The 21,212-nt window shown below is 68.8% G+C and carries 24 protein-coding genes; 15 read left to right on the top strand and 9 right to left on the bottom strand.

Annotation, left to right across the window (positions count from 1 at the left end):
* Positions 1 to 50 precede the first annotated feature (50 nt).
* The 3 genes from mrf to rpmF are packed head-to-tail and all read left to right on the top strand — an operon-like array spanning position 51 to position 1,798.
* A complete protein-coding gene (gene mrf, locus HYG95_RS04555) occupies positions 51 to 1,355 on the top strand; it encodes a ribosome hibernation factor-recruiting GTPase MRF (protein ID WP_370465675.1) in 1,305 nt (434 codons plus the stop codon).
* Positions 1,352 to 1,618 (top strand): type B 50S ribosomal protein L31, encoded by a 267-nt coding sequence (locus HYG95_RS04550; protein WP_181696728.1) that lies wholly within the window; start codon positions 1,352 to 1,354, stop codon positions 1,616 to 1,618. Before mrf ends, HYG95_RS04550 begins: the two co-directional genes overlap by 4 nt.
* Before the next feature lie 3 nt (positions 1,619 to 1,621).
* Complete coding sequence (gene rpmF, locus HYG95_RS04545) at positions 1,622 to 1,798, top strand: 50S ribosomal protein L32 (RefSeq protein ID WP_067485420.1); 177 nt, start codon at positions 1,622 to 1,624, stop codon at positions 1,796 to 1,798.
* A gap of 123 nt (positions 1,799 to 1,921) precedes the next feature.
* Here the strand turns inward: rpmF and HYG95_RS04540 are convergent, their stop codons facing one another.
* From HYG95_RS04540 to HYG95_RS04515, 6 genes are all read right to left on the bottom strand, one after another.
* On the bottom strand, positions 1,922 to 2,146 hold the full coding sequence (locus tag HYG95_RS04540) for a hypothetical protein (RefSeq protein WP_067485421.1): 225 nt from the start codon (positions 2,144 to 2,146) through the stop codon (positions 1,922 to 1,924).
* A gap of 496 nt (positions 2,147 to 2,642) precedes the next feature.
* Positions 2,643 to 3,422 carry an MHYT domain-containing protein gene (locus HYG95_RS04535; RefSeq protein WP_181696727.1) on the bottom strand — a complete coding sequence of 260 codons (780 nt, stop codon included), beginning with the start codon at positions 3,420 to 3,422 and terminating at the stop codon, positions 2,643 to 2,645.
* Positions 3,415 to 4,041 carry an ATP/GTP-binding protein gene (locus HYG95_RS04530; RefSeq protein ID WP_225278646.1) on the bottom strand — a complete coding sequence of 209 codons (627 nt, stop codon included), beginning with the start codon at positions 4,039 to 4,041 and terminating at the stop codon, positions 3,415 to 3,417. The genes HYG95_RS04535 and HYG95_RS04530 overlap by 8 nt, the downstream gene beginning before the upstream one ends.
* Positions 4,022 to 4,393 carry a DUF742 domain-containing protein gene (locus HYG95_RS04525; protein ID WP_067485423.1) on the bottom strand — a complete coding sequence of 124 codons (372 nt, stop codon included), beginning with the start codon at positions 4,391 to 4,393 and terminating at the stop codon, positions 4,022 to 4,024. The genes HYG95_RS04530 and HYG95_RS04525 overlap by 20 nt, the downstream gene beginning before the upstream one ends.
* A 6-nt stretch (positions 4,394 to 4,399) precedes the next feature.
* A complete protein-coding gene (locus HYG95_RS04520) occupies positions 4,400 to 4,804 on the bottom strand; it encodes a roadblock/LC7 domain-containing protein (protein WP_181696726.1) in 405 nt (134 codons plus the stop codon).
* Positions 4,801 to 8,031, bottom strand: coding sequence for an ATP-binding protein (locus HYG95_RS04515; protein ID WP_255494971.1), 3,231 nt, complete (start codon positions 8,029 to 8,031; stop codon positions 4,801 to 4,803). The genes HYG95_RS04520 and HYG95_RS04515 overlap by 4 nt, the downstream gene beginning before the upstream one ends.
* 235 nt (positions 8,032 to 8,266) lie before the next feature.
* Here HYG95_RS04515 and HYG95_RS04510 point away from each other — a divergent pair, with 235 nt between their 5' ends.
* The 9 genes from HYG95_RS04510 (at position 8,267) to HYG95_RS04470 (ending at position 16,290) form a co-directional block, all read left to right on the top strand.
* A complete protein-coding gene (locus HYG95_RS04510) occupies positions 8,267 to 8,953 on the top strand; it encodes a response regulator transcription factor (RefSeq protein WP_067485428.1) in 687 nt (228 codons plus the stop codon).
* A gap of 9 nt (positions 8,954 to 8,962) precedes the next feature.
* On the top strand, positions 8,963 to 10,420 hold the full coding sequence (locus HYG95_RS04505) for a HAMP domain-containing sensor histidine kinase (protein ID WP_181696725.1): 1,458 nt from the start codon (positions 8,963 to 8,965) through the stop codon (positions 10,418 to 10,420).
* An 88-nt stretch (positions 10,421 to 10,508) separates the two neighbouring features.
* The gene (locus HYG95_RS04500) at positions 10,509 to 11,783 is read left to right on the top strand and encodes a S1C family serine protease (RefSeq protein ID WP_181696724.1); all 1,275 of its coding nucleotides are present in this window, start codon (positions 10,509 to 10,511) and stop codon (positions 11,781 to 11,783) included.
* Positions 11,783 to 12,325: a molybdenum cofactor biosynthesis protein B gene (locus tag HYG95_RS04495; protein ID WP_181696798.1), complete on the top strand. Its 543-nt coding sequence runs from the start codon at positions 11,783 to 11,785 to the stop codon at positions 12,323 to 12,325. The genes HYG95_RS04500 and HYG95_RS04495 overlap by 1 nt, the downstream gene beginning before the upstream one ends.
* Positions 12,326 to 12,329: 4 nt before the next feature.
* On the top strand, positions 12,330 to 12,521 hold the full coding sequence (locus HYG95_RS04490) for a hypothetical protein (RefSeq protein WP_181696723.1): 192 nt from the start codon (positions 12,330 to 12,332) through the stop codon (positions 12,519 to 12,521).
* A 524-nt stretch (positions 12,522 to 13,045) separates the two neighbouring features.
* Positions 13,046 to 13,723, top strand: a complete 678-nt coding sequence (locus HYG95_RS04485; RefSeq protein ID WP_181696722.1) for an MspA family porin — start codon at positions 13,046 to 13,048, stop codon at positions 13,721 to 13,723.
* 66 nt (positions 13,724 to 13,789) lie between these two features.
* Complete coding sequence (locus HYG95_RS04480; protein ID WP_181696721.1) at positions 13,790 to 14,449, top strand: MspA family porin; 660 nt, start codon at positions 13,790 to 13,792, stop codon at positions 14,447 to 14,449.
* Between the two features lie 444 nt (positions 14,450 to 14,893).
* Positions 14,894 to 15,559 carry an MspA family porin gene (locus tag HYG95_RS04475; RefSeq protein ID WP_067641775.1) on the top strand — a complete coding sequence of 222 codons (666 nt, stop codon included), beginning with the start codon at positions 14,894 to 14,896 and terminating at the stop codon, positions 15,557 to 15,559.
* Between the two features lie 62 nt (positions 15,560 to 15,621).
* A complete protein-coding gene (locus tag HYG95_RS04470) occupies positions 15,622 to 16,290 on the top strand; it encodes an MspA family porin (protein ID WP_181696720.1) in 669 nt (222 codons plus the stop codon).
* Between the two features lie 123 nt (positions 16,291 to 16,413).
* Here the strand turns inward: HYG95_RS04470 and HYG95_RS04465 are convergent, their stop codons facing one another.
* The 3 genes from HYG95_RS04465 to HYG95_RS04455 all read right to left on the bottom strand — a co-directional run bounded on the left by HYG95_RS04465 (position 16,414) and on the right by HYG95_RS04455 (position 18,130).
* Entirely contained in the window at positions 16,414 to 17,079 is a 666-nt protein-coding gene (locus HYG95_RS04465; RefSeq protein ID WP_181696719.1) for an SAF domain-containing protein, read from the bottom strand.
* 85 nt (positions 17,080 to 17,164) lie between these two features.
* Positions 17,165 to 17,461 carry an FmdB family zinc ribbon protein gene (locus HYG95_RS04460; RefSeq protein WP_181696718.1) on the bottom strand — a complete coding sequence of 99 codons (297 nt, stop codon included), beginning with the start codon at positions 17,459 to 17,461 and terminating at the stop codon, positions 17,165 to 17,167.
* A gap of 69 nt (positions 17,462 to 17,530) precedes the next feature.
* Positions 17,531 to 18,130 (bottom strand): 5-formyltetrahydrofolate cyclo-ligase, encoded by a 600-nt coding sequence (locus tag HYG95_RS04455; protein ID WP_181696797.1) that lies wholly within the window; start codon positions 18,128 to 18,130, stop codon positions 17,531 to 17,533.
* 87 nt (positions 18,131 to 18,217) lie between these two features.
* Between HYG95_RS04455 and HYG95_RS04450 the strand changes: the two genes are divergently transcribed.
* From HYG95_RS04450 to HYG95_RS04440, 3 genes are read left to right on the top strand one after another with little or no spacing between them, the layout of a single operon-like run.
* Positions 18,218 to 19,144 (top strand): UTP--glucose-1-phosphate uridylyltransferase, encoded by a 927-nt coding sequence (locus tag HYG95_RS04450; RefSeq protein ID WP_067485930.1) that lies wholly within the window; start codon positions 18,218 to 18,220, stop codon positions 19,142 to 19,144.
* Between the two features lie 46 nt (positions 19,145 to 19,190).
* On the top strand, positions 19,191 to 20,450 hold the full coding sequence (glp, locus tag HYG95_RS04445) for a gephyrin-like molybdotransferase Glp (RefSeq protein WP_181696717.1): 1,260 nt from the start codon (positions 19,191 to 19,193) through the stop codon (positions 20,448 to 20,450).
* A 12-nt stretch (positions 20,451 to 20,462) separates the two neighbouring features.
* Complete coding sequence (locus HYG95_RS04440; protein WP_067485934.1) at positions 20,463 to 21,113, top strand: GNAT family N-acetyltransferase; 651 nt, start codon at positions 20,463 to 20,465, stop codon at positions 21,111 to 21,113.
* The last annotated feature ends 99 nt before the right edge of the window (positions 21,114 to 21,212 follow it).

Raw genomic sequence — 21,212 nt, 5'->3', positions numbered from 1 at the left:
GTACCGTTGCCCTTGAAGTAAATGAAAATCGTTATCGAAAGGGGTACCGGGTGCTTGACCAGTCCGACCGGAGAACACCCGTGGTGCTGCTGGCCGGTTTCGCCGGACCCGCCATGACCGGCGTCGAGCACATCGCGGCGGTGCTGAGCGAGGATGCGGGCACGGTCGTCGTGCAGCACGACCTCGCCGAACTGCGCGAGGGCGTGGTCCGGCGCACGGTGCGCACCGCGGGCAACGTGACAACGACGGTGCTCGAACTGGCGCACGGCTGTGTGTCGTGCACGCTGCGCGCCGATCTGCTGCCGATGCTGTGCACACTCGCCGCCCGCGAGCCGGTGCGGCGCATCGTGCTTGCCCTCGACCCGGCCATCGAGGCCGAGGCGCTGTGCCACGCGATCGAGACCGTCGAGGTGACCGGTGTCGCCGACCGGGTCGACGGCCCCGCGGGCCGGAACGTGCGCATCGAGGCCGTGCTGACCTGCGTCGACGGCAACCAGTGGCTCGCCGACGCCACGGGTGACGAGGCACTGGCCGACCGTGGTCTCGCCTCCGCCGACGACGAACGAACCGTCGCCCAGGTGGCCGTCGGTCAGGTCGACTTCGCCGACGCGCTCGTGGTGCTCGCCGACGGTGTGGAGCCCCTCGACCGCGAACGCCTCGACGCGGTGCTCACCCGGCTGGCGCCCGGCGCACCGACCGCCTGGCTCGGCGACCTGTCCGGCTTCGACGCCGTCGAGGTGGGCGCGCTGCTCACCCGCGTGCCCGACGATGCCCGGCGCGGTCACATCTTCGACGCCCACGCGCCGCTGCTGCGCGGTCAGCCGCCACTGAGCACCGACTGCGGTGTGTCGATCGTCGAGTTCGCCGCCCGCAGGCCGTTCCATCCGGCCCGGCTGCACGACGCCCTCGACGTGCTGTTCGACGGTGTGGTCACCGCGCGCGGCCGGATCTGGCTGGCCACCCAGCCCGACCAGGTGGTGTGGCTCGAATCGGCAGGCGGTGGGCTGCGCGTCGGAGGGGCGGGCAAGTGGCTGGCCGCGATGACGCCCGAGGAGCAGGCCGAGGTCGATCCGGCGCGGCGCGCGATGGCGGCGCTCGGCTGGGACGACCGGTTCGGCGACCGCGATGTGTCGCTGGTGATCCTGGCCCACGACGCCGACCCCGCCGAGATCCGGCACGCCCTGCACTGGGCGCTGGTGGAGGACGACGAACTGCTGCTCGTCGATCGCGCCCCCGAGCGGGTCGCGTTGTGGGAGGACCCCTTCGGCGAATGGCACGAAGACCCGTGCGCCGACCCCGCCGAGGCTCCGGCCACGGCGAGCGAGCGCACCAACCCGAGAGGAGAAACGGCATGAAAGCGGGCATCCACCCCGACTACCACCCGGTCGTGTTCGAGGACGCGAGCACCGGCAAGAAGTTCCTGACCCGGTCCACGGCGACCAGCGACCGGACCGTCGACTGGGAGGACGGGAACACCTACCCGCTGCTCACCGTCGACGTGACCTCGGATTCGCACCCGTTCTGGACCGGCACCGCGCGCAATCTCGACACCCAGGGCCGCGTGGAGAAGTTCGAGCGCCGCTACGGCAAGCGTTCGCGCCCGGGCAAGGAGGGCTGAGGCATGGCGGTTCCCAAGCGCCGGATGTCGCGCTCGAACACCAGGAGCAGGCGTTCGCAGTGGAAGGCCGAGGCGCCCCAACTCGTCCCGGTGACCGTGGCGGGTGTCGAATATCGGGTGCCACGTCGTATCGTTGGTGCCGTACGGAAGGGCCTGATCGATCCCGCGCGGATCTCCTGACCTTCCCAGGGTGTTCGAGAGCCGGTTCGGAGGGGACAACCCGAAGCGGGGTATCGGACAAAATGCAACGGCCTGCCGGGGTGTGAACCCCGACAGGCCGTTGCCATGTCAGCCGGTTACTTCTCAGCCTTCTTGCTCGGCGAGGGCGACCAGTGCGACGGCGAGCTTGATGTACTTGTTGGTGCCGAGGTCGGCGATGGTCTTGATCTTCAGCGCATCGAGCAGCTGCTGATCGACGCCTGCGGCGAGCCCGGCGAGGGCCGACGGCGGCGCGGACAGAATTTCCTTCAGCGTCTTGTTCTCGTATTCCTTGTCGAGAACTTTGTCGAGCACCACGTTGACGGCCATGCGAACTCCTTCGAACGAACCTTGGATGTGCCGGGCGAGACGAAAGCGCCCTGCGGGGACGATAACCCGCGCGAGGCCCGGATGTGGGCCTAACGCACCGTCCGCCGTGTGAGCTGGGAAGCAGGGTGTCCAGGGGGCTTACTGGCCACCTGTAATGCCTGGTCAGGGGCCCGCTCGGGAGGCCGGGGCAATCGCCCGGTTACCGGTGTGACGCATGCCACGTGGACTTGCCGCTCCGGAAAGCTTGCCGAGCGATTGCTGAACGCCCAGATACCAACTCGGGGTTTGTTTTTCGGCACAGGAAAATTCCTGAATGACTGATGCGGAGTCCTGCACGGGTATGTACTCTCGTGCGGGAGGGCGGGTTCTCCTACCAAGGAGAACCCGCTCATCGCCACTTCAGGGGCGGTTTTCGCTCGAATCCAGCACCGCGGGACCGCATTCGGGCAGCGGGGCGCAAGACGGTAAAGATTCCGGCAAACCGGACGTTAGCCAGTTATCGCGCACCGACGGTTTCGGCCTTCTCGGCGGCCTCGATGGCGTCGCGCCGATCGGGCGCCACCAGGATCGCCGTGATGGGCACCGTGAGGCCGAGCGAACCGAGCACGAACATCGGGAACACCAGGTCGAACAGCTGCAGCCCGTCGGGCGTGCGCGCACCGGGGTTCACGTCGAATTCCAGCGCGCCGACCGCCGTGTAGTACAGCGCCGCGACCCCCACGGCGAACAGCAGCGACAGCACCACGCGCAGGCCGATCAACCGCACCGTCTGACCGGCCCACAGCACGCCGGTGCACAACGCCATCGACATCAGCAGTACGAGCCCGATGAGGCCGAGCGACTCCGCCACGGTGCCCTGCACCGCGAGTGCGTCCAACGTGAGATAGGTCGACAGGCCGACGCCGAGCCCCATCGTCAACCCGCCGATCACCAGCCGAGGCAGATCGAGACGCCGCCCGCCGATCAGGAACCCGGCGAACACGGCGATCACCGCGATGGCGGCCGAGGCCGTGCCGAGGGCCAAGTTGTAGCGCACCGCGCTGCCCTCGACGTGAATGCCGAGCAGCGCGACCGAATTCGCCAGCCACAGACCGACACCACCGAGCGAGACGGCGGCCATCGTGAGCCACACGATGCGGAACCGCACCGAGTACTTGGCGTGGCGCACACACGCGAAGGCGACGACCGCGCCGACGGCCGACAGATCGAACGCCAGCCACGCCACGCCCGTACCGCGACCGAACACCTCCGCTCCGGTCGCGAGCAGATCAACCACGCCTGCCAGCTCCTTCGAACTGCTGCGGCTCGAGCTGGGCGATGGCGTATTCGGTCACCGCCGCCAGCGCCTGACGGACCTCGACGGCGTTGCGGGCGTCGATGTCGACGATCGGGATGCCCTCGCGCACCGAGAGCGCTTCGCGCAGTTCGGCGATCGGGAAACGCGGGGCGTTCGGGAAGCGGTTCACCGCGATCAGGAACGGCAGCCCGCGCGCCTCGAAGAAGTCGACGGCGGCGAAGCTGTCTTCCAGCCTGCGGGTGTCGATCAGCACCACCGCGCCGATGGCGCCGCGGATGAGGTCGTCCCACATGAACCAGAACCGCTTCTGGCCGGGCGTGCCGAACAGGTAGAGCACCAGGTTGCCCGGCAGCACGATGCGGCCGAAGTCCATCGCGACGGTGGTGGTCTCCTTCTCCGGCGTCTCGGCGAGATCGTCGATGCCGTCGGAGAAATGGGTCACCATCGCTTCGGTGCGCAGCGGAACGATCTCCGACACCGAGCCGACGAAGGTCGTCTTCCCGGCGCCGAAACCGCCCGCCACCACGATCTTCGTCGAGGCGACCCGTTGCTCGGGTGCCTGCTGGCGCGGTGCGCCCTCAGAGGCCACGGAGTCCACGCAAAGTCCTCTCCATCAGTGATCGGCGTTCGTCGTAGCTCGCCTGCTCGGTCAGCGTCGAGTGCACTCGAAGTATCCCGCCCACAACGAGATCGCCGATCATCACCCGGACCATACCCAGTGGGCGTGACAGGTATGCCGCGATCTCGGCGACCGAGAGGCGATGTGTGGCCAGGCGCACTATCTCACTGCGTAAATCGCCTGCGGGCCATTCCAAGTGTGCGGTATAGGAGACCGTCTCCACGACCGCCTCGAGTGGCAGCGCGATCGCGGGTTCGGTGCGGCCTGCGGTCAGGGCATAGGGCCTGACGCGTGTGGTCGGCCGGATTTCGGATCCGTACGGGCTCGACATCTCACCTCAGCCGGCGGAGCGGGCGGTGGCGGTGACCGCCGAGCCCACCCGGTCGACGAGCAGTGCCATCTCGTAGCCGATACGGCCGATGTCATGGCTCTTGTTGGCCAGAACCGCCAGGTGCGAACCGTTTCCGACGCTCATCACCAGCAGGTAGCCGCGCTGCATCTCGACGATCGACTGCATCACCTTGCCGCCGTCGAACAGTTGCGCCGCACCGGCGGACAGGCTCGCCAGACCCGCGGTCACCGCCGCGAGTTGTTCGGCGCGGTCCGAGGGTAGATGCGGGCTGGTCGCCTGCAGCAACCCGTCGGCCGAGACCAGCACCGCGTGCGAGACGCCGGGCACGTCCCGGGTGAAGCGGGCGACCAGCCAGTTCAGATTCTCGTCTGTGGGGTGCGCGTTGCTCATTCGAGGCCTCCGTCGTTGTACTGGATCTCGGCACGGCCACTGCGGACGCCGCTGAGATGTCGGGTCAAGTTGTTGCGGATCTCCTCGGGATCGCGGGCGCCCGCTTCCTCGGCTGGTGCCAGTCCGCCGGGCACCAGCTGGGCGCCCGGTTTACGGATCGGCAGTCCACCGGAGGTGCGTGCGGAGGTCGGTGGCTTGTCCGCACTGGCCGCCGCCGTCCATCCCGCGTCGCCGGGGGAGCTCCATGATGCCCCGTTCGACGCGGATTCGCTTGCGGCTGTGGAAGGTTCGACGAGCCACTCGGAAACCATGCGCTGATAGATCGGCGTCGGCGCCTCACCGTTGACCGGCTGCAACCTGGTCGAGGACGTGGGGACGGGGTCCCCGGCGGTGTCCTCGACGGGCTCGGCCGACTCGGGCCGTGCTTCGTCGAGCGGCTGCAGGCGTGCGGGGGAATCCTGTCGCTGCGCCGACGAGCTGGGCTCGTCGACCGGTTGCACGACGGCGGACGGGGTCTCCTCGGAGCGGTCGGCGTCCGAGCCGCTGCCGTCGAGCGGGTGGAGGCCGGTCGACCGGGCCGTGTCCGGGCCGGAGCTCGATCCGCTGCCGTCGAGCCGGTGGAGATCGGCCGAGGGCGCCGGATCGCGGCGCTCGTCGAGTGGACCCGCGTGGGATCGCTGTGTCGCGTCGTCGGTGTCGGCGCGGCTGCCGCCCGACCGATGCGGGAGGGCCGACGGTGTCGCGTCGGCTGGATCGCGGCGACCCTCGGAAGGTCGTGGGTCGGGCGAGGCCTGCCCGCTGTCGAGTGAGCGCGGGTCGGCCGCATCGGTGCGAGCGCCGCCGAGCGGTTGCAGGCGCACGGGAGCGGCCGGGCTCTGCGCTTGACGCCCGTTCGAATCGTGCTGGGGCGCCTCGTCGGAGCGGTTGCGGGTAGGTAGGGGCCAGGCGGCCGTCGGCTGACCGGTGGTCGGCCGGACAGGCGGGGGGACCTGCCAGGACGCGGACGGGGTGCGCTGCGGAAGCCCGGTGTTCTCGGCCTTCGGCTCGGGTAGGTCCTCGATCGGGTGCTCGGCCCACAGCCCGCTCGGCGTCTCATCGACCGGTTCGGATTCCGGCGCTGCCGACGGAACCCGTTGCGGCAGACCCGCCTTGGTGAGCGGCGCGCGGTATTCGCTGGCGTCGTAGGCGCCGGTGGTCGAACCGTACTGCGGCGGCACGAGCGGGTTCGCCACCGGGCTCAGCGGGTTCGGTGCGCCGACCGGCATGATCGGATTGGGTCCGGTGATGTCGGCGGCCGTGAGCGCCGACGGGACAAGCGGATTCGGTCCGGTCGACACCAGCGGATTGGGCCCGGTGGCCGGACCCGAGGAGGGCGGCGGGGGAGCGACGAGCGCACTGGGCAGATGCACGCTCGCGGTGATCCCCGGCTGCGGCGCCGAACCGTTGGTGCGGCGCAGGCTCACGGTGATGGTGTGCCGCTTGGCGAGCCTGCCGACCACGAAAAGACCCATCCGGCGGGCGGTTTCGATGGTCACCTCACCACCGGAGGCGAGCCGTTCATTGGTGGTGCGCAGATCGTCGGCCGACATGCCGAGGCCGCGGTCGGTGATCTCGATCAGGTACCCGCCGTCGACGGCCCGGCCGACGATCACCGCCACCGAGGTGCTCGGCGGCGAGTAGCGCAGCGCGTTGTCGATGAGCTCGGCGAGCAGGTGCTCGATGTCGACGGCCGACTCACCGGCGACCACGCCGTCGGGCACATTCCCGATCTCGACGCGCTGGTAGTCCTCCACCTGCGACACCGCGCTCCAGAGCATGTCCGACAGCGGCACCGGCGGCAGATGACCACGGCGCAGCGCGGTACCGGCGAGCACGAGCAGGTTGTCGCCGTTGCGGCGCATGCGGGTGGCGAGGTGGTCGAGGCGGAACAGGGTCTGCAGGCGCGAGGGGTTGTCCTCGTCGTGCTCGAGTTCCTCGATGAGCGCGAGCTGCTGCTCGACCAGCGACTGGCTGCGCCGCGACAGCGTCTCGAACATGTTGCCGATCTGCAGACGCAGTCGCGCCTGGTCGGCGGCCAGGTTGAGGGCCTGCTCGTGCATCTCGTCGACGGCGCGGGCGAGCTGACCGATCTCGTCGGTGGAGTGCACACCCACCGGCGCGATCTCGGGGGTCGCGCCGCCGCTGCGCACCACGGCGAGCTCGTCGGGCAGCTTCACATGGGCCACCTCGAGCGCGTCGCGGCGCAGCCTGCGCACCGGGACGACCAGGGTGCGCGCCACCGCGAGCGCCAGCGCGAGACCGGCGAGCAGCATGCCGAGGACCAGGGTGGTCTCGCGCAGCGCGGCGGTCTGGGCGGTCGAGGTGTTGAGGTCGAGGGTCTTGTCGATCTCGTCGAGCAGACCGGAGATGGTCGCCGCGTAGGTATCGGCGCTGACCTGCAGGGTGTTGAGCACCGCCGCGTTGGTCGTCGGGTCGCCGTTGTTCTGGCTGAACACGCTGATCCTGGTCTGGACCGCGTCGAGCAGCGAGGCCATGCTGCCCGCGTTGCCGGGCAGGATCATCGCGTAGGTCTTGATCATGGTCTGCTCGGAACCGAGCTCGACCAGCATCCGCGCACGAGCGCTCTGGCTCGTTCCCGCGTCGGGGGACACGACCAGCGTGCGTTCCCGGGTGAGCACCCGCCGCGCCTGGTGCAGCGCGGTGAGCTGCAGGAAGTAGCGCTGCACGACGTAGTCCTCGACCACCGGGGTCTTGGCGAGGGCGTTGCCGATGCGTTCACCGATCTCGTCGGTCTGTTCGCCGACCATCGCGGGCGATCCGCTGCGCACGGTGTTGCGCAGGGTGGCACCCGTGGTCGTGGCGGCGGTGAGTTCGTCGGCGACGGCCCGATCGATGCTCGCCATGCGCAGCGCGCTCTGTACCTCGGCGAGGGCTTGGTCGTAGGTGGTGAGCGCGGCGTCGGTCTGTGGGTCGGCGATCGCACCCCAGTTGGCGGTCGCGGCGACGGCGAGTTGTTCGGTGGCGGTGGCGAATTTGACGACGGGCCGGATGACGGCGGCCTGTTCGGTCGCCGCACCGAGTTGGGTCATGGTCTCGAGTTCGGCATTGATGCGCAGCACGGCGAACGTGGTCGCGAGCATCACCGGCAGCACGAGAACCACACCGACCTTGCGCGTTACCGACCAGTTCGACAGGCTGAATTGCCAGGAGCGCGATGCAGGTTCCATCCGCGTGCGTTGCCTCTGCTTCCACGTGTGACCCCGGCCCGCGCGGGGGAGGTCGCGGACCGATGCGAGCGCAGAACCAACTGAAGGTCTTCTTTTATCGCAGGAAAGATACCGTGCCGGGTGGTCAACGGCAATCCGGGCAGGACAGCCCGAAATCGCCGAATATGTGCTGACGCAACGCTGACCACCGCCACCCTCTCAGTACGTTCTCAGTCGCTAACGGCAAACTGAGCACATGCGCATTCTGGTTGTCGACGACGATCGTGCGGTGCGGGAATCACTGCGCCGATCACTGAGCTTCAACGGCTACACCGTCGACCTGGCCGTCGACGGCATGGACGCTTTGGAGAAAGTCACAACAGCCAGGCCCGATGCGCTCGTTCTCGATGTGATGATGCCCCGTCTGGACGGCCTGGAAGTGTGCCGCCGGCTGCGCAGTACGGGCGATGATCTGCCGATTCTCGTTTTGACCGCGCGCGATTCGGTCTCCGAACGCGTGGCCGGGCTCGATGCGGGTGCCGACGATTATTTGCCGAAGCCTTTCGCGCTGGAGGAATTGCTCGCGCGTTTACGCGCTTTGCTGCGCAGGCGGGCGCCCGATCTCGGCGAAGCATCCGAAGCGATGGTGTTCGCTGATCTGTCGCTGGACCCGGTCACTCGCGAAGTTTCGCGCGGTGAACGTTCGATCAGCTTGACTCGTACCGAGTTCTCGCTGCTGGAGATGTTGATGGCCAATCCGCGCCGGGTGCTCACCCGAGGGCGGATCCTGGAAGAGGTGTGGGGTTACGACTTTCCCACCTCCGGCAACGCGCTCGAGGTCTACATCGGCTATTTGCGCCGCAAAACCGAGGCCGACGGCGAGGAACGCTTGATCCACACCGTGCGCGGCGTCGGGTACGTGCTGCGCGAGACCCCTCCCTAGGCCGCGGGCATGGCACACAAGGAACCGGTGGTCGCCGGACTCGGCCGTCCGCTCGACTCCGGCGAGATGCGCCCACCGATGCCGCTCACGCGCTCGGTGTCGCTGCGCTGGCGGGTCACCCTGCTGGCCGCCTCGGTGGTGCTGATCGCGGTGGCCGTCACCTCCATCGCGGCCTACGCGATGGTCGCGCGTGCCCTCTACGCCGACGTCGACGCGCAACTCGAGGCGCGTGCGGCGACCATGATCAACAACAATTTCGAGTCGATCGGGTTCCAGTCGATCGTGCTCGCCGGGTTGTACTCCAACGAGGTCGGCGTCGCACTGATCTATGCCGATCACAAGCCGTATATGCCGCCGCAGCAGACGATTCCGCCGGTCGGCGCCCAGGAACTCGCGGTGGCCGACGGCAAGCTCAACTCCTCGCTGCGCACCGTCGGTGACCAGCGCGTCCTCGCCGCGCGCACGCACAGCGGCGCCACGCTCATCATCTCCCAGAAGCTCTACCGCACCCGCGAGGTGCTCGACCGGCTGGCGTGGCTGCTGTTCGTCGTCGGCGCCTGCGGTGTGGTGCTCGCCGCCGCGGCCGGTACCGCCGTCGGCCGCACCGGTCTTCGCCCGATCGCGCGCCTGACCGCCGCGACCGAGCGGGTCGCGCGCACCGACGACCTCACCCCGATCCCGGTCACCGGTGACGACGAATTGGCAAGGCTCACCGAGAGTTTCAACACCATGCTGCGTGCCCTGGCCGAATCCCGGGACCGGCAGCGCCGTCTCGTCGCCGACGCCGGACACGAGCTGCGCACCCCGCTCACCTCGCTGCGCACCAATATGGAACTGCTCATCGCCTCGAGCAGGCCGGGTGCGCCACGGGTGCCCGACGAGGACATGGTCGAGCTGCGAGCCGACGTGGTCGCCCAGATCGAGGAGCTGTCCACACTCGTCGGCGACCTCGTCGACCTGGCCCGCGAGGACGCCCCGGAAACCGTCTACGAGCGGGTGGATCTCGGCGAAGTGGCCGAGCGGGCGCTGGAGCGCGCGCGGCGGCGTCGCGCGGGCATCACCTTCGTCGCCGACCTGCGCCCCTGGTTCGTCTACGGCCACGAGGCCGGCTTGGAACGCGCGGTGCTCAACGTGCTCGACAACGCGGCCAAGTGGAGCCCGCCCGACGCGGTCGTGCGGATCACCATGCGCCCGGCAGGCCCGGGACTGCTGGAACTCGCCGTCGCCGACGCGGGCCCCGGCATTCCGCCAGGCGAACGCGAGCTGGTGTTCGAACGCTTCTACCGGACCACCGCGTCCAGGTCGATGCCCGGTTCCGGGCTCGGGCTCGCGATCGTGAAACAGGTGGTGACCAAGCACGGCGGAACCATCGCCATCGACACCTCCGATCGCGGCGGTGCCCTGGTCCGCATCGTCCTGCCCGGTGAGGCGGCGCCCGCGGCAGTGGAACCGGACGAGGCACCCTGAACCGAGTCTCGGGCAACTGACGGGCCGGTCTCAGGCGCTTCTCAGTAGCCGTCGCCAAGCTTGTCGGCAAGCGTGAGAGAAGGTGACCATGAACGACGATCCCCAGCAGCGGCCCGCCGACCACCCCCTCGGCGGCCACGGCCCGGGACAGGCGGATCACCCCGCCACCGTGCCGGGTAGCCACCCGTATGGGCCCGCGCAGCACGGCTACGGACCCCAGCCGTACCCCCAGCAGCCCTACACCCCCCCGCCCGCGGCCCCGCGAAAGCCGTTGCGGCTCGGCTTGATCGCCGGAGCCACCGCACTCGCGCTGGTGAGCGGTGGCGTCGGCGGTGTGGTCGGCGTGCTCGCCGCCGACTCCGATCCGGCGCCGGTGACCAACGCGCTCGAGGCGCCACGACCCGAGGTGAACAACGCCGCCAACGCGCCCGCCGGGTCGACCCAGGCGGTCGCGCAGCGGGTGTTGCCCAGCGTGGTGATGATCAAGGTCGCGGGCACCCGCGCGTCCGGTGAGGGGTCGGGGGTCGTGCTGTCCTCGGACGGGCTGATCCTGACCAACAACCACGTCGCCGCCGGTGCCGGATCGGGGGCGAAGATGGAGGTGGTGTTCAGCGACGGCAGCACCGCGCCCGCCACCATGATCGGCGCCGACCCGGTGTCCGACCTGGCCGTCATCAAGGCCGACAAGACCGGCCTCACCCCGATCGAACTCGGCACCTCCGACGGACTCGCGGTCGGCCAGCCGGTGATCGCGATCGGTTCGCCGCTCGGCCTGGCAGGCACCGTCACCACCGGCATCGTCTCGGCGCTCAACCGGCCCGTCTCCACCAGCGGTGAGGGCACACCGAGCCAGGTGAACCCGGTCATCGACGCGATCCAGACCGACGCCGCGATCAACCCGGGCAACTCCGGCGGCGCGCTCGTCGACGGCCAGGGCAAGCTCATCGGCATCAACACCGCCATCGCCAGCCTCGGCGGCGAGATGTCGGGTGCGCAGAGCGGATCCATCGGCCTGGGCTTCGCCATCCCGGTCGACCAGGCGCGCCGCGTGGCCGACGAACTCATCAAGACCGGCAAGGCCACCTACGCCCAGATCGGGATCAAACTGCGTCCGCTCGACACGGCCGCCCGGGTGCTCGAGGCGACCCCGGACGGGCCTGCCGCCAAGGCGGGCATCCCCGCGGGCGCGATCATCACCCGCCTCGACGACCGGCCCATCGATTCCGGCGACGCGCTGATCGCCGCCGTCCGTTCCCGCCAGCCAGGAGACACCGTGAAGATCACCTACACCGACGAACAGGGCGGAAACGCCAAGACCGTGGACGTCACGCTCACGGCCGCCGCGGCGGAGAGCGGCCGATGATGCGATCGAACGCGGCACTGTCGTGCGTAGGCGCTACGGTGATGACCATGGACATCGATGCTCCCGTGGCAGGGCGGGCACTTGTAGTGGTCGTCGACGACCGGACGGCGCACGGCGGCGTCGACTCGCTCGGCCCGCTCGTCACCGAATTGCTCAACGAAGCGGGCTTCCTGGTCGACGCCTCGGTGACCGTGCAGGCCGACGAGGTCGAGATCCGCAACGCGCTCAACACCGCCGTCATCGGCGGTGTCGACCTGGTGATCTCGGTCGGCGGCACGGGCATGTCGCCGCGTGATGTCACCCCCGAGGCCACCGCCCAGGTGCTCGACCGGGAACTGCCCGGCATCACCGAGGCGCTGCGTGCCTCGGGCCGCGTGGCCGGTTCGCTCGACGCGGGTCTGTCGCGCGGCGTCTCCGGTATTTCCGGCAGCACCCTCGTGGTGAACCTGCCGGGCACCCGCTCCGCGGTGCGCGACGGCATGGCCACCCTCGGCCCGCTGGCGAGCCGGGTGATCGGCGAACTCTCCGGTCTGGACGAGTGATTCGATGAACGCGTCGGACAGCACATCGCCCGAGGAGCGCGAGGCCGCGCGGCGCAAGGCCGCCGAAGCGGCTCGGCTCGCGCGGATCTTCGGCGATGTGCTGCCCGAAACCACCGCTGACGAGCGCGGCGACGGTTCGCGCGGTTCCGATAACGACGAGTGGCTGCGTTCGCAAATACCGCCCCACCACGGGTGACCGACCCGTTATCTGCCTTTCCCGCTACGTGATAGCCAACCGGGGTTAATCCACTATTAACCCATTGCGAAGCGGCTACATTTTCCGAGGACCACACTTGAAGTGTGGTCCTTTGTCGTATAAGCGACGGTTTGCGGTCCGGGAAGCGGAGCTGTTCATCCCACTTGACAAACCCGAAGCTCAGGGCATCTATGCACGTCAAAGCATGTGGCGATGTATGAACTTGTGCCGGGCGTCACAGTGAAATTTACGAACTCTACGGTTGCTGGAACTAGAACGCAGCGTTTAATGTTCGCCATCCAGACCCACCACAATCGGTCCCCGCAGTACTCAACTTCTGTGCGTTGAACATCCGGTGCAGCCCTACCCTCGGGTAGCTCCGCCGACCCCGGCCGTATCGCCGAAATAACAGTCGGTTACGTAACGGCAACAAAGGGGCGACACACTGAGCTGGGCCTGTGAGGTCCACCCGTCCGGTCACGAAAGTCGAGACCGGCTGCTAGAGAACACTGATGAGGGGAAGTATGAGCGAGAACCGCACCACCGGTGTGCGCCGCGGCGCCCGTGCCGCGGGCGTCGGCGCTGCCGCGGCCGCCATGGCCATCGGCCTGCTGTCGACCGGTGCCGCCAACGCAGACACCTTCGTACCGTTGCCGGACGGTCAGAAGGCAGGCCCCGGGGTGACCATCACCCGTACCGGCGAGAGCGCCCTGATTTCGCCGTCGATGGCGGCCAACGGCGCAGGTCGCGTCGTGTGGGTGTCGGGCTCGGCCATCGCCGACGTCACCGCGACCCCCGAGGGCGAGGCAGGCCCCTGGAACGGCCCGAGCGGCCGCGACGGCTCCAACAACTCTTCCTCGCACGGCACCTCCATCCTCAGCACCGGCTACATCGTCGGTTGCCAGGTGAGCATCGCCGACGACGCGATCGGTGCCGGTGTGTCCGGCGGCGTGAGCACCGGCGGCGTCAACGCCGGTGGCTCGATCGGCGTGAACCTGGGCCCGGGCGAGGTCAAGTTCGTGCAGATCAACTCGAAGGACATCGTCAAGGCGGGTGTCTACGCGATCGATTACCAGGACGCGGAGATCGAGATCCAGGGCTGCGCCGGTTACGCGCAGGCCCGGGCGTACACCGTGGTCGAGATCATCGGCGACCACTACTCGAAGACCACCCTGTACGGCATGCCGTTCAGCATCGGCTGACGTCTTTCGAACCGGTACGAATCCTCTTCTCGCTACGGCGAACTCACTCCTCGAGGGACAAATCCTATGATCAACCGTAAGTTCATGGCGCGGATGGCGGGCGTCGGCGCCGCGGCCTCCGTGGCCGTCGGCCTGCTCTCCACGGGCGCGGCCAATGCCGATACCTTTGTGCCGCTGCCGGGCGGCCACATCACCAAGACCCTGTCCGACGGCACCGTCGTCGACATCAGCCTGGTCGGCGAGTCGGCCCTCATCAGCCCGTCGATGGGCTCCACCCCCGTGCACCGCAACGCGTGGGTGTCGGGCAGCGCGCAGGTCACCGTCTCCACCGGTGGCGCGGGCAAGATCTACCCGGGCTACACCGTCGGCTGCCAGGTGAACATCGCCGGCGGCGGTGTCTCCGGTGAGGGCAATGTCGAGTCCGACTGGGAAGGCAAGGTCGACGGCGGCGTCGGCACCGGCGGCGAGCTCTCGCTCGGCCCCGGCCAGGCGAAGTCGTTCTACGTTCTCGACATCGAGAAGGCCGACGACTACGGCAACGAGTCGCACAGCAAGAACAACAAGTTCAAGAACGGCAGTGGCTCGGTGACCTGGTCGGACACCACCATCGGCCTGTCCGGCTGCGCCGGCTACGCGCAGGCTCGTGCCTTCGTGAGCGTCGAGGTCGAGACCGACAATGTGATCAGCTGGGTCACCCTGTGGGGCCAGCCCTTCAGCCTCGGCTGATCTGTTGTCCCGCCTCCCCGCGAATTCAGGCCAGACCTGGGCGCGGGGAGGCTTGCGTCGGCGGCCGGACCAGGATGGTGGCGGGGTCAGCCCGTCCCCGGCGAGTTACCCCTGTTGGTGCGAGATCAGCTGATCGGTAAGCGAAAGGGCCCGTGCGTGTGCACGGGCCCTTTCGGCGTTCGCTGGACATAGCCAAGGGCTCTCATTATGTTTGTTGCGAATCGACTGCTCTCGCGGTCGGATTCATCCGCGTTTCGTTCGCCGATCGGCTCAGCTCGCGCCGATTCGGTGACCGCAGGCTTCTCGATCCACCTCCCGGCAGGACTGTCTGTCCTGTTGCCAGCGGTGCTGTGCCCTTGTGGCACACCTCAGCTGGGGCCGGGTGCGTTACAGATATCGACCTCGATGGTCGAGGTCGATTTTGCGTATACCTCGAGGGGAACAATGAGCGAGAACCGCACCAATCGTGTGCGCGGCGCCTGGAGCGCAGGCGCCGCGGCGGCGGTGACGATCGGCCTGCTGTCGGCCGGTGCCGCCAACGCCGATACCTTTGTGCCGCTGCCCGACGGTCATAAGGCCGGGCCTGGTCTGAGCATCACCCGCGTCGGCGAGAAGGCGACCATCTCGCCCTCGCTCGCCGCCAACGGCGCGGGCCGGGTGGCCTGGGTGAGCGGCAGCGTCGTGGCCGACGTCCAGCAGACACCCGAGGGTGAGCCCGGGCCGTGGAACGGTCCGTCGGGTCGTCCCGGCTCCAATAATTCGTCCACACACGGTACTTCGCAGCTCAATACCGGTTACATCGTCGGCTGCCAGGTGAGCATCGCCGACGACGCGATCGGTGCCGGTGTGTCCGGTGGCGTGAGCACCGGCGGCGTCAGTGCCGGTGGTTCGATCGGGCTCAACCTCGGCCCGGGTGAGGTCGCGTTCGCGCAGATCAGTTCGAAGGACATCACCAAGCCCGGCGTCTACGCCATCGACTACCAGGACGCCGAGATCCAGGTGCAGGGCTGCGGCGGTTATGCCCAGGCCCGCGCGTACACGGTGGTCGAGATCATCGGCGACCACTACTCCAAGACCACGCTCTACGGCATGCCGTTCAGCATCGGCTGAGCGGGACGACCGCCGAAAATCCTGCCAGCTCGATCGAATTCACCCTCGAGGGGTCTACTGAGATGATCAATCGCAAGAGTACGACGCGGGCGGCGGGCGTGGCTGCCGCCGTGTCCTGCACCATCGGGCTGTTCTCCGTCGGCGCCGCCCATGCCGACACCTTCGTGCCGCTGCCCGGCGGCGAGATCACCAAGACGCTGTCGGACGGCACCGTCGTGAACATCAAGATGGTCGGCGAATCGGCCACCATCAGCCCGTCGATGGGTTCGACTCCGGTGCACCGCAACGCGTGGGTGTCGGGTAGTGCTCAGGTGTCGGTGTCCGGTGGTGGTGACGCGTCGGGCGGCAAGATCTACCCCGGCTACACCGTCGGCTGCCAGGTGAACATCGCCGGTGGTGGCGTGAGCGGCGAGGGCGAGGGCGCGGTCGATGACGCGGGCGAGCCCTCCGCCGGCATCGGCACCGGTGGCGAACTGTCGCTCGGACCAGGTCAGGCGAAGTCGTTCTACGTGCTCGATCTCGAGAAGGCCGACGACTACGGCAACGAATCGCATTCCAAGAACAACAAATTCAAGGGTTCCAACGGCTCGGTGACCTGGGCCGACGAAACCATCGGCCTGTCCGGCTGCGGTGGGTACGCGCAGGCGCGCTCGTTCGTGAGCGTGGAGGTCGAGACCGACAATGTCATCAGCTGGGTGACGCTGTGGGGTCAGCCCTTCAGCCTCGGCTGACACGGCTGCTGTGTAACGACCTGCCTCGCAGGCGAATCGGGGTCGCTCTTCGGAGTGGACCCCGATTTCGCTGTAGGGGACAGGCTTCGGGACCTGACAGTCCGTCATCGTGTGGACGGCCGGTTAGTGGAACACCACGGTGAGCGCCGTGCGTAAGGACGCTCCGGCCACTGCGGTCGCGTACTCGGTGGCCAGTGCGACGAGCACCACCCGCTCGGCGCGCCGGTCGGCGGTCGCGGTGACGAGTACGACCGCCGCGTCGGTGGCCAGGGTGCGCGCCGGTGCGTCGGCACCCGGCCCGCCCGTGTCGTCGACACCGACCACGTCTACCCGGTCGCCGGCGCGCAGCACCTCGGCTACCGCCGAATCGGCCAGTCGGATCGGCACGATCCGGGCGTCGTCGGTGCCCGCGGCGGCCGCGGCCAGGCGGGGGCCGATCACCCGCAGATCGGTGAACATCTCACCCGCACGCATGGCACCGGTGAGTGTCGCGCCGAGCAGGGGAGCGGCTTCGGCGGCGAAACCGGTAGGGAGCGTTCGGGTTTCGTGCCGATCGACGCGTACATCGTCGGCGGTGAGCACCCTTCCCGGCGCCAGATCACGGGCCGCGACCACCACCGGTTGTGTTGCCGCACCGGGATCGCCGCGCACGAACAGGACGACGGCGACAACAGCGAGCGCGGCGGCGAGGATGCGGCGCGCGAGCAGGGCATCGGCCCAGGCGGGGCGATTACCGAGGGCGAACCGCCAGGAGCTGCCACGTCCCAGATCGGCAAGGCTGCGAGTCATGCCTGAAGCCTAGGAACGCGGCGGCATCACCGACAGCGGCGAAGGGCCGCCTGTGGATAACTCGGGGGTGTGGAGAACTCTTCGTTCAGCTCGCGGCGGCGGGAGCGGCGGCGCTCGACGACGAACCGCTCGCGGACGACCCGCTCGACGAGGAGCTGCCGTTACCGTCCGAGGACTTCGCCGGCTCGCTCGCGGTGGACGCGCCACCACGGCTGTCGGTGCGGTAGAAACCGCTGCCCTTGAACACAATCCCGACCGAGTTGAACAGCTTCCGCAGCTTCCCCGTGCACTGCGGGCATTCCGTCAGTGAATCCTCGGAGAAGGACTGAACGATGTCGAAGCGGTTGTCACACTCGGTGCACGCGTACGAATAAGTTGGCACAGGATCCTCCGCAAGTCTCGTCGATCTAGCACTCTACCGCCGACACTGCCAACCTCGCCAATCGCCGTTTCATTCCGCCGCTCGCGCGCGGGGATCGCCCAGCTCGCTCAGGCCCGCCTCGGGCGTCAACGCCCAGCCCATCCGATGGTCGTGCGGTTCCTCGGGCAACTCGACCACCAACTCCACGTCCCGGACCACCGCGATCAACCGCGCGCCCGCACTCGCCGCGCCGAGGGTGCGGTCGTAATACCCGGCGCCGCGTCCGAGTCGCACACCACGCCGGTCGACCGCGAGCGCCGGGATCAGGATCGTGGCGGCCTCGGCGACCACCGGTGGCGGCAAGGTCTCGGTGATCGGTTCGAGCAGGCCGAAGCGCGCGGGGCGCAGCGAATCGGCCCCCGCGTAGTGCGCCCAGCTCAGCGGCCCCGGCTCTCCGGTGACGGGCAGCAACACTGTGGCGCCGCGCTCGCGCAGGGCATCGAGCATGCGCAGATCGCCCGGCTCGGTCTTCGTCGGTACGTAGGCGCACACCACCTCATCGGCCCCGGCCAGCAGGGCCGCGGTGGCCGCGAGGGCACTCGCCTCACGAGCGTGTTCGGCGGGTCCCACGGCGGCCCGGGTGGCCAGGATCTCACGTCGCCACGCATATTTCGTGCGCTCACCGGGCATCTCCACAGCGACCACCCTAAGCTCTTGCCGACGCCGGATCGTCGCGACGGGCGATCGGACGGCACGCTGAATGGATAGGGTATGCGCATGACAGACAAGACTTCCGGTTTCCGCACTGCGGTTGTCCCCGCGGCCGGACTCGGAACGCGGTTTCTGCCTGCGACCAAAACGGTGCCCAAGGAACTGCTGCCGGTAGTCGACACGCCCGGCATCGAACTGGTCGCCGCCGAGGCCGCGGATTCCGGTGCCGACCGCCTCGTGATCGTCACCTCGCCGGGCAAGGACGGCGTGGTCGCCCACTTCGTCGAGGACCTCGTCCTGGAGAGCACCCTCGCCGAACGCGGCAAGTTCGCGCTGCTCGAGAAGGTGCGCAAGGCGCCCGGTCTGCTCGACGTCACCTCCGTCGTGCAGGAGGAGCCGCTCGGTCTCGGTCATGCCGTCGCCCAGGCCGAGCCCGTCCTCGACGCCGACGAAGACGCGATCGCGGTGCTGCTGCCCGACGACCTCGTGCTGCCCTGCGGTGTGCTCGAGACGATGAGCCGGGTCCGTCGGGAGCGCGGCGGCACCGTGCTGTGCGCGATCGACGTGCCGAAGTCGCAGGTCAGCGCCTACGGTGTGTTCGACGTGGAGGATCTGGCCGAGGGTGCGGAGGCCGATGTGCTCCGGGTGCGCGGCATGGTCGAGAAGCCCGACCTGGCCGACGCGCCGTCGACGCTGGCCGCCGCCGGCCGCTACCTGCTCGACCGCGCGATCTTCGACGCCCTGCGCCGCATCGAGCCGGGCGCGGGCGGCGAGTTGCAGCTCACCGACGCCATCGCCCTGCTCATCGCCGAGGATCACCCGGTCCATGTGGTCGTCCATCGTGGGTCGCGCCACGATTTGGGCAACCCGGGCGGCTATCTTCGAGCTGCCGTCGATTTCGCCCTCGAGCGGGACGAATACGGGCCGCAACTGCGCGAGTGGCTGAAGTTCCGGCTCAGCCCGGAATGGGACCCGCAAGCGCCGGTCGCGTAAAACGATGGGAACCGGCGAAGCCGTCGCCGATACACACAGGAGCTCGATGCGCTCGGTTGAGGATCAGCTGATCAAGGTCACCGCGGCAGCGGTCGCGCCCCGGCCGGTCCGGGTGGCGATTTCCGAGGCCCAGGGTTTGCTGTGCGCCGAGGACGTGGTCACCGAACGACCGCTGCCCGGCTTCGACCAGGCCGCCATCGACGGCTACGCGGTGCGCAGCGTCGACGTGAGCGCCGCCGGTGCCGAGGTGCGCGACGAAGAGGGCGAACTCATCGACCTCACCCTGCCCGTGGTCGGCGAGGTGGTCGCGGGTTCGCGGCAGCCGATCCGGCTGCAACCGAGGCAGACGGTGCGTGTCGACACCGGCGCACCCATGCCGACGCTGGCCGACGCGGTGCTTCCGGTCGAGTTCACCGACGGTGGCCGGGCCAGGATCAAGGTGTTCGAGCCGGTGCGCTCCGGCGACTACGTGCGCCGCGTGGGCGACGACGTGCAGCCCGGTGACGTGGCGGTTCGCGCCGGAACCATCATCGGCGCGGCCCAGGTGGGTCTGCTCGCCGCGGTCGGCCAGGACAAGGTGCTCGTGCATCCGCGCCCCCGGCTGTCGGTGATCTCCATCGGTGGCGAACTGATCGATATCGACCGCACACCCGGCCCCGGCCAGGTCTACGACGTGAACTCCTACGCCCTGGCCGCCGCCGCACGTGACGCCGGTGCCGACGTGAACCGGGTGGGCATCGTCAGCGCCGACCCGCGCCGGCTGCGCGATGTGGTCGAAGGTCAGCTGGTGCGCTCAGAGGTCGTGGTGATCGCGGGCGCGGTCGGCGGCTGGGCGTCGGAGCAGGTGCGTGAGGCGCTCGACGGGCTCGGCGAGCTCGAGGTGGACCGGGTGGCCATGCACCCCGGGTCCGTCCAGGGCTTCGGCCGGCTCGGGCGCGACGAGGTGCCGACCTTCCTGCTGCCGTCGAATCCGGTGAGCGCGCTCGTGGTGTTCGAGGTGATGGTGCGGCCGCTGATCCGCATCGCGCTCGGGCGGCGTCAGCCGATGCGGCGAATCGTCAACGCGCGCACCATCACTCCCATCACCTCGATGCCGGGCCGCAAGGGCTATCTGCGCGCCCAGCTGCTGCGCGACGAGGCCACCGGTGACTACCTGGTGCAGCCGCTCGGCAACGGCAACGGCGGCTCCTCGCACCTGCTCGCGACGCTCGCCGAGGCCAACAGCCTGATCGTGGTGGAACCCGACGACACCGATTTCCGCACCGGTGACGAGGTGCGGGTCGCGTTCCTGGCGCAGCGCGGCTGAGAAGTGGAGTCCATGAACGTCTTCCGGGCCGGTCAGCATCCCGGGTGGCCTGCTCGTCTCGGTCCGGTGATCGTGGCGGGCGGCCAGGTCACCTTGCGGCCGGTGCGTTTTCGCGACGCCGCCGCCTGGAGCCGGATCCGGCTGCGCGACCGCGACCACCTCGAACCGTGGGAACCGACCGGCCGCGGCAGTTGGGAGGCGCGCAACCACGCCTCCAACTGGCCGTCGCTGTGGACCAGCCTGAAGGCCGAAGCGCGGCGCGGGGCGATGATTCCGCTGGTCATCGAGGTCGACGGGCAGTTCAGTGGGCAGCTCACCATCGGCAATATCGTGCGCGGGGCGCTGCGTTCGGCCTGGATCGGGTACTGGGTGGCCAAGGATTTGGGCGGCCAGGGGGTGGCGACGGCGGCACTCGGGCTCGGGCTCGACCACTGCTTCGGGCCGGTCGGCCTGCACCGGGTGGAAGCCACGGTGCGGCCGGAAAACCTTGCCAGCCAAGCCGTTCTGCGCAATGTCGGGTTCCGGGAAGAGGGTTTGCTGCGTCGTTACCTCGACGTCGACGGCGCCTGGCGCGATCACCTGCTGGTGGGCTTGACTGTCGAAGAGGTCATGGGCACCGTCGTAGATCGCCTGGTCAGGGAGGGTCGAGCGGCGCTGCCGTGAAAATTCTGTTACTCATGTGGCAGGTGTGCACGGCGCGCCTGCCACACGGGCGCGCGTGCCCGAATTAACCTACGGACGTCGGTAGTGCGTCCACGGACG

It is taken from the genome of Nocardia sp. GTS18 (assembly GCF_013839555.1).
GTDB lineage: Bacteria > Actinomycetota > Actinomycetes > Mycobacteriales > Mycobacteriaceae > Nocardia > Nocardia rosealba.
Note: the sequence above shows the minus strand (reverse complement) of the source record. Positions and strands in the feature narration are given on the sequence as shown.

Bases quoted from the DNA above. Each gene is read 5' to 3' on its own strand.
- HYG95_RS04550 (WP_181696728.1), top strand. From the start codon at position 1,352: ATGAAAGCGGGCATCCACCCCGACTACCACCCGGTCGTGTTCGAGGAC.
- rpmF (WP_067485420.1), top strand. From the start codon at position 1,622: ATGGCGGTTCCCAAGCGCCGGATGTCGCGCTCGAACACCAGGAGCAGG.
- HYG95_RS04540 (WP_067485421.1), bottom strand. From the start codon at position 2,146: ATGGCCGTCAACGTGGTGCTCGACAAAGTTCTCGACAAGGAATACGAG.
- HYG95_RS04525 (WP_067485423.1), bottom strand. From the start codon at position 4,393: ATGTCGAGCCCGTACGGATCCGAAATCCGGCCGACCACACGCGTCAGG.
- HYG95_RS04520 (WP_181696726.1), bottom strand. From the start codon at position 4,804: ATGAGCAACGCGCACCCCACAGACGAGAATCTGAACTGGCTGGTCGCC.
- HYG95_RS04515 (WP_255494971.1), bottom strand. From the start codon at position 8,031: ATGGAACCTGCATCGCGCTCCTGGCAATTCAGCCTGTCGAACTGGTCG.
- HYG95_RS04510 (WP_067485428.1), top strand. From the start codon at position 8,267: ATGCGCATTCTGGTTGTCGACGACGATCGTGCGGTGCGGGAATCACTG.
- HYG95_RS04505 (WP_181696725.1), top strand. From the start codon at position 8,963: ATGGCACACAAGGAACCGGTGGTCGCCGGACTCGGCCGTCCGCTCGAC.
- HYG95_RS04500 (WP_181696724.1), top strand. From the start codon at position 10,509: ATGAACGACGATCCCCAGCAGCGGCCCGCCGACCACCCCCTCGGCGGC.
- HYG95_RS04495 (WP_181696798.1), top strand. From the start codon at position 11,783: ATGCGATCGAACGCGGCACTGTCGTGCGTAGGCGCTACGGTGATGACC.
- HYG95_RS04490 (WP_181696723.1), top strand. From the start codon at position 12,330: ATGAACGCGTCGGACAGCACATCGCCCGAGGAGCGCGAGGCCGCGCGG.
- HYG95_RS04485 (WP_181696722.1), top strand. From the start codon at position 13,046: ATGAGCGAGAACCGCACCACCGGTGTGCGCCGCGGCGCCCGTGCCGCG.
- HYG95_RS04480 (WP_181696721.1), top strand. From the start codon at position 13,790: ATGATCAACCGTAAGTTCATGGCGCGGATGGCGGGCGTCGGCGCCGCG.
- HYG95_RS04475 (WP_067641775.1), top strand. From the start codon at position 14,894: ATGAGCGAGAACCGCACCAATCGTGTGCGCGGCGCCTGGAGCGCAGGC.
- HYG95_RS04470 (WP_181696720.1), top strand. From the start codon at position 15,622: ATGATCAATCGCAAGAGTACGACGCGGGCGGCGGGCGTGGCTGCCGCC.
- HYG95_RS04465 (WP_181696719.1), bottom strand. From the start codon at position 17,079: ATGACTCGCAGCCTTGCCGATCTGGGACGTGGCAGCTCCTGGCGGTTC.
- HYG95_RS04455 (WP_181696797.1), bottom strand. From the start codon at position 18,130: ATGCCCGGTGAGCGCACGAAATATGCGTGGCGACGTGAGATCCTGGCC.
- HYG95_RS04450 (WP_067485930.1), top strand. From the start codon at position 18,218: ATGACAGACAAGACTTCCGGTTTCCGCACTGCGGTTGTCCCCGCGGCC.
- glp (WP_181696717.1), top strand. From the start codon at position 19,191: ATGCGCTCGGTTGAGGATCAGCTGATCAAGGTCACCGCGGCAGCGGTC.
- HYG95_RS04440 (WP_067485934.1), top strand. From the start codon at position 20,463: ATGAACGTCTTCCGGGCCGGTCAGCATCCCGGGTGGCCTGCTCGTCTC.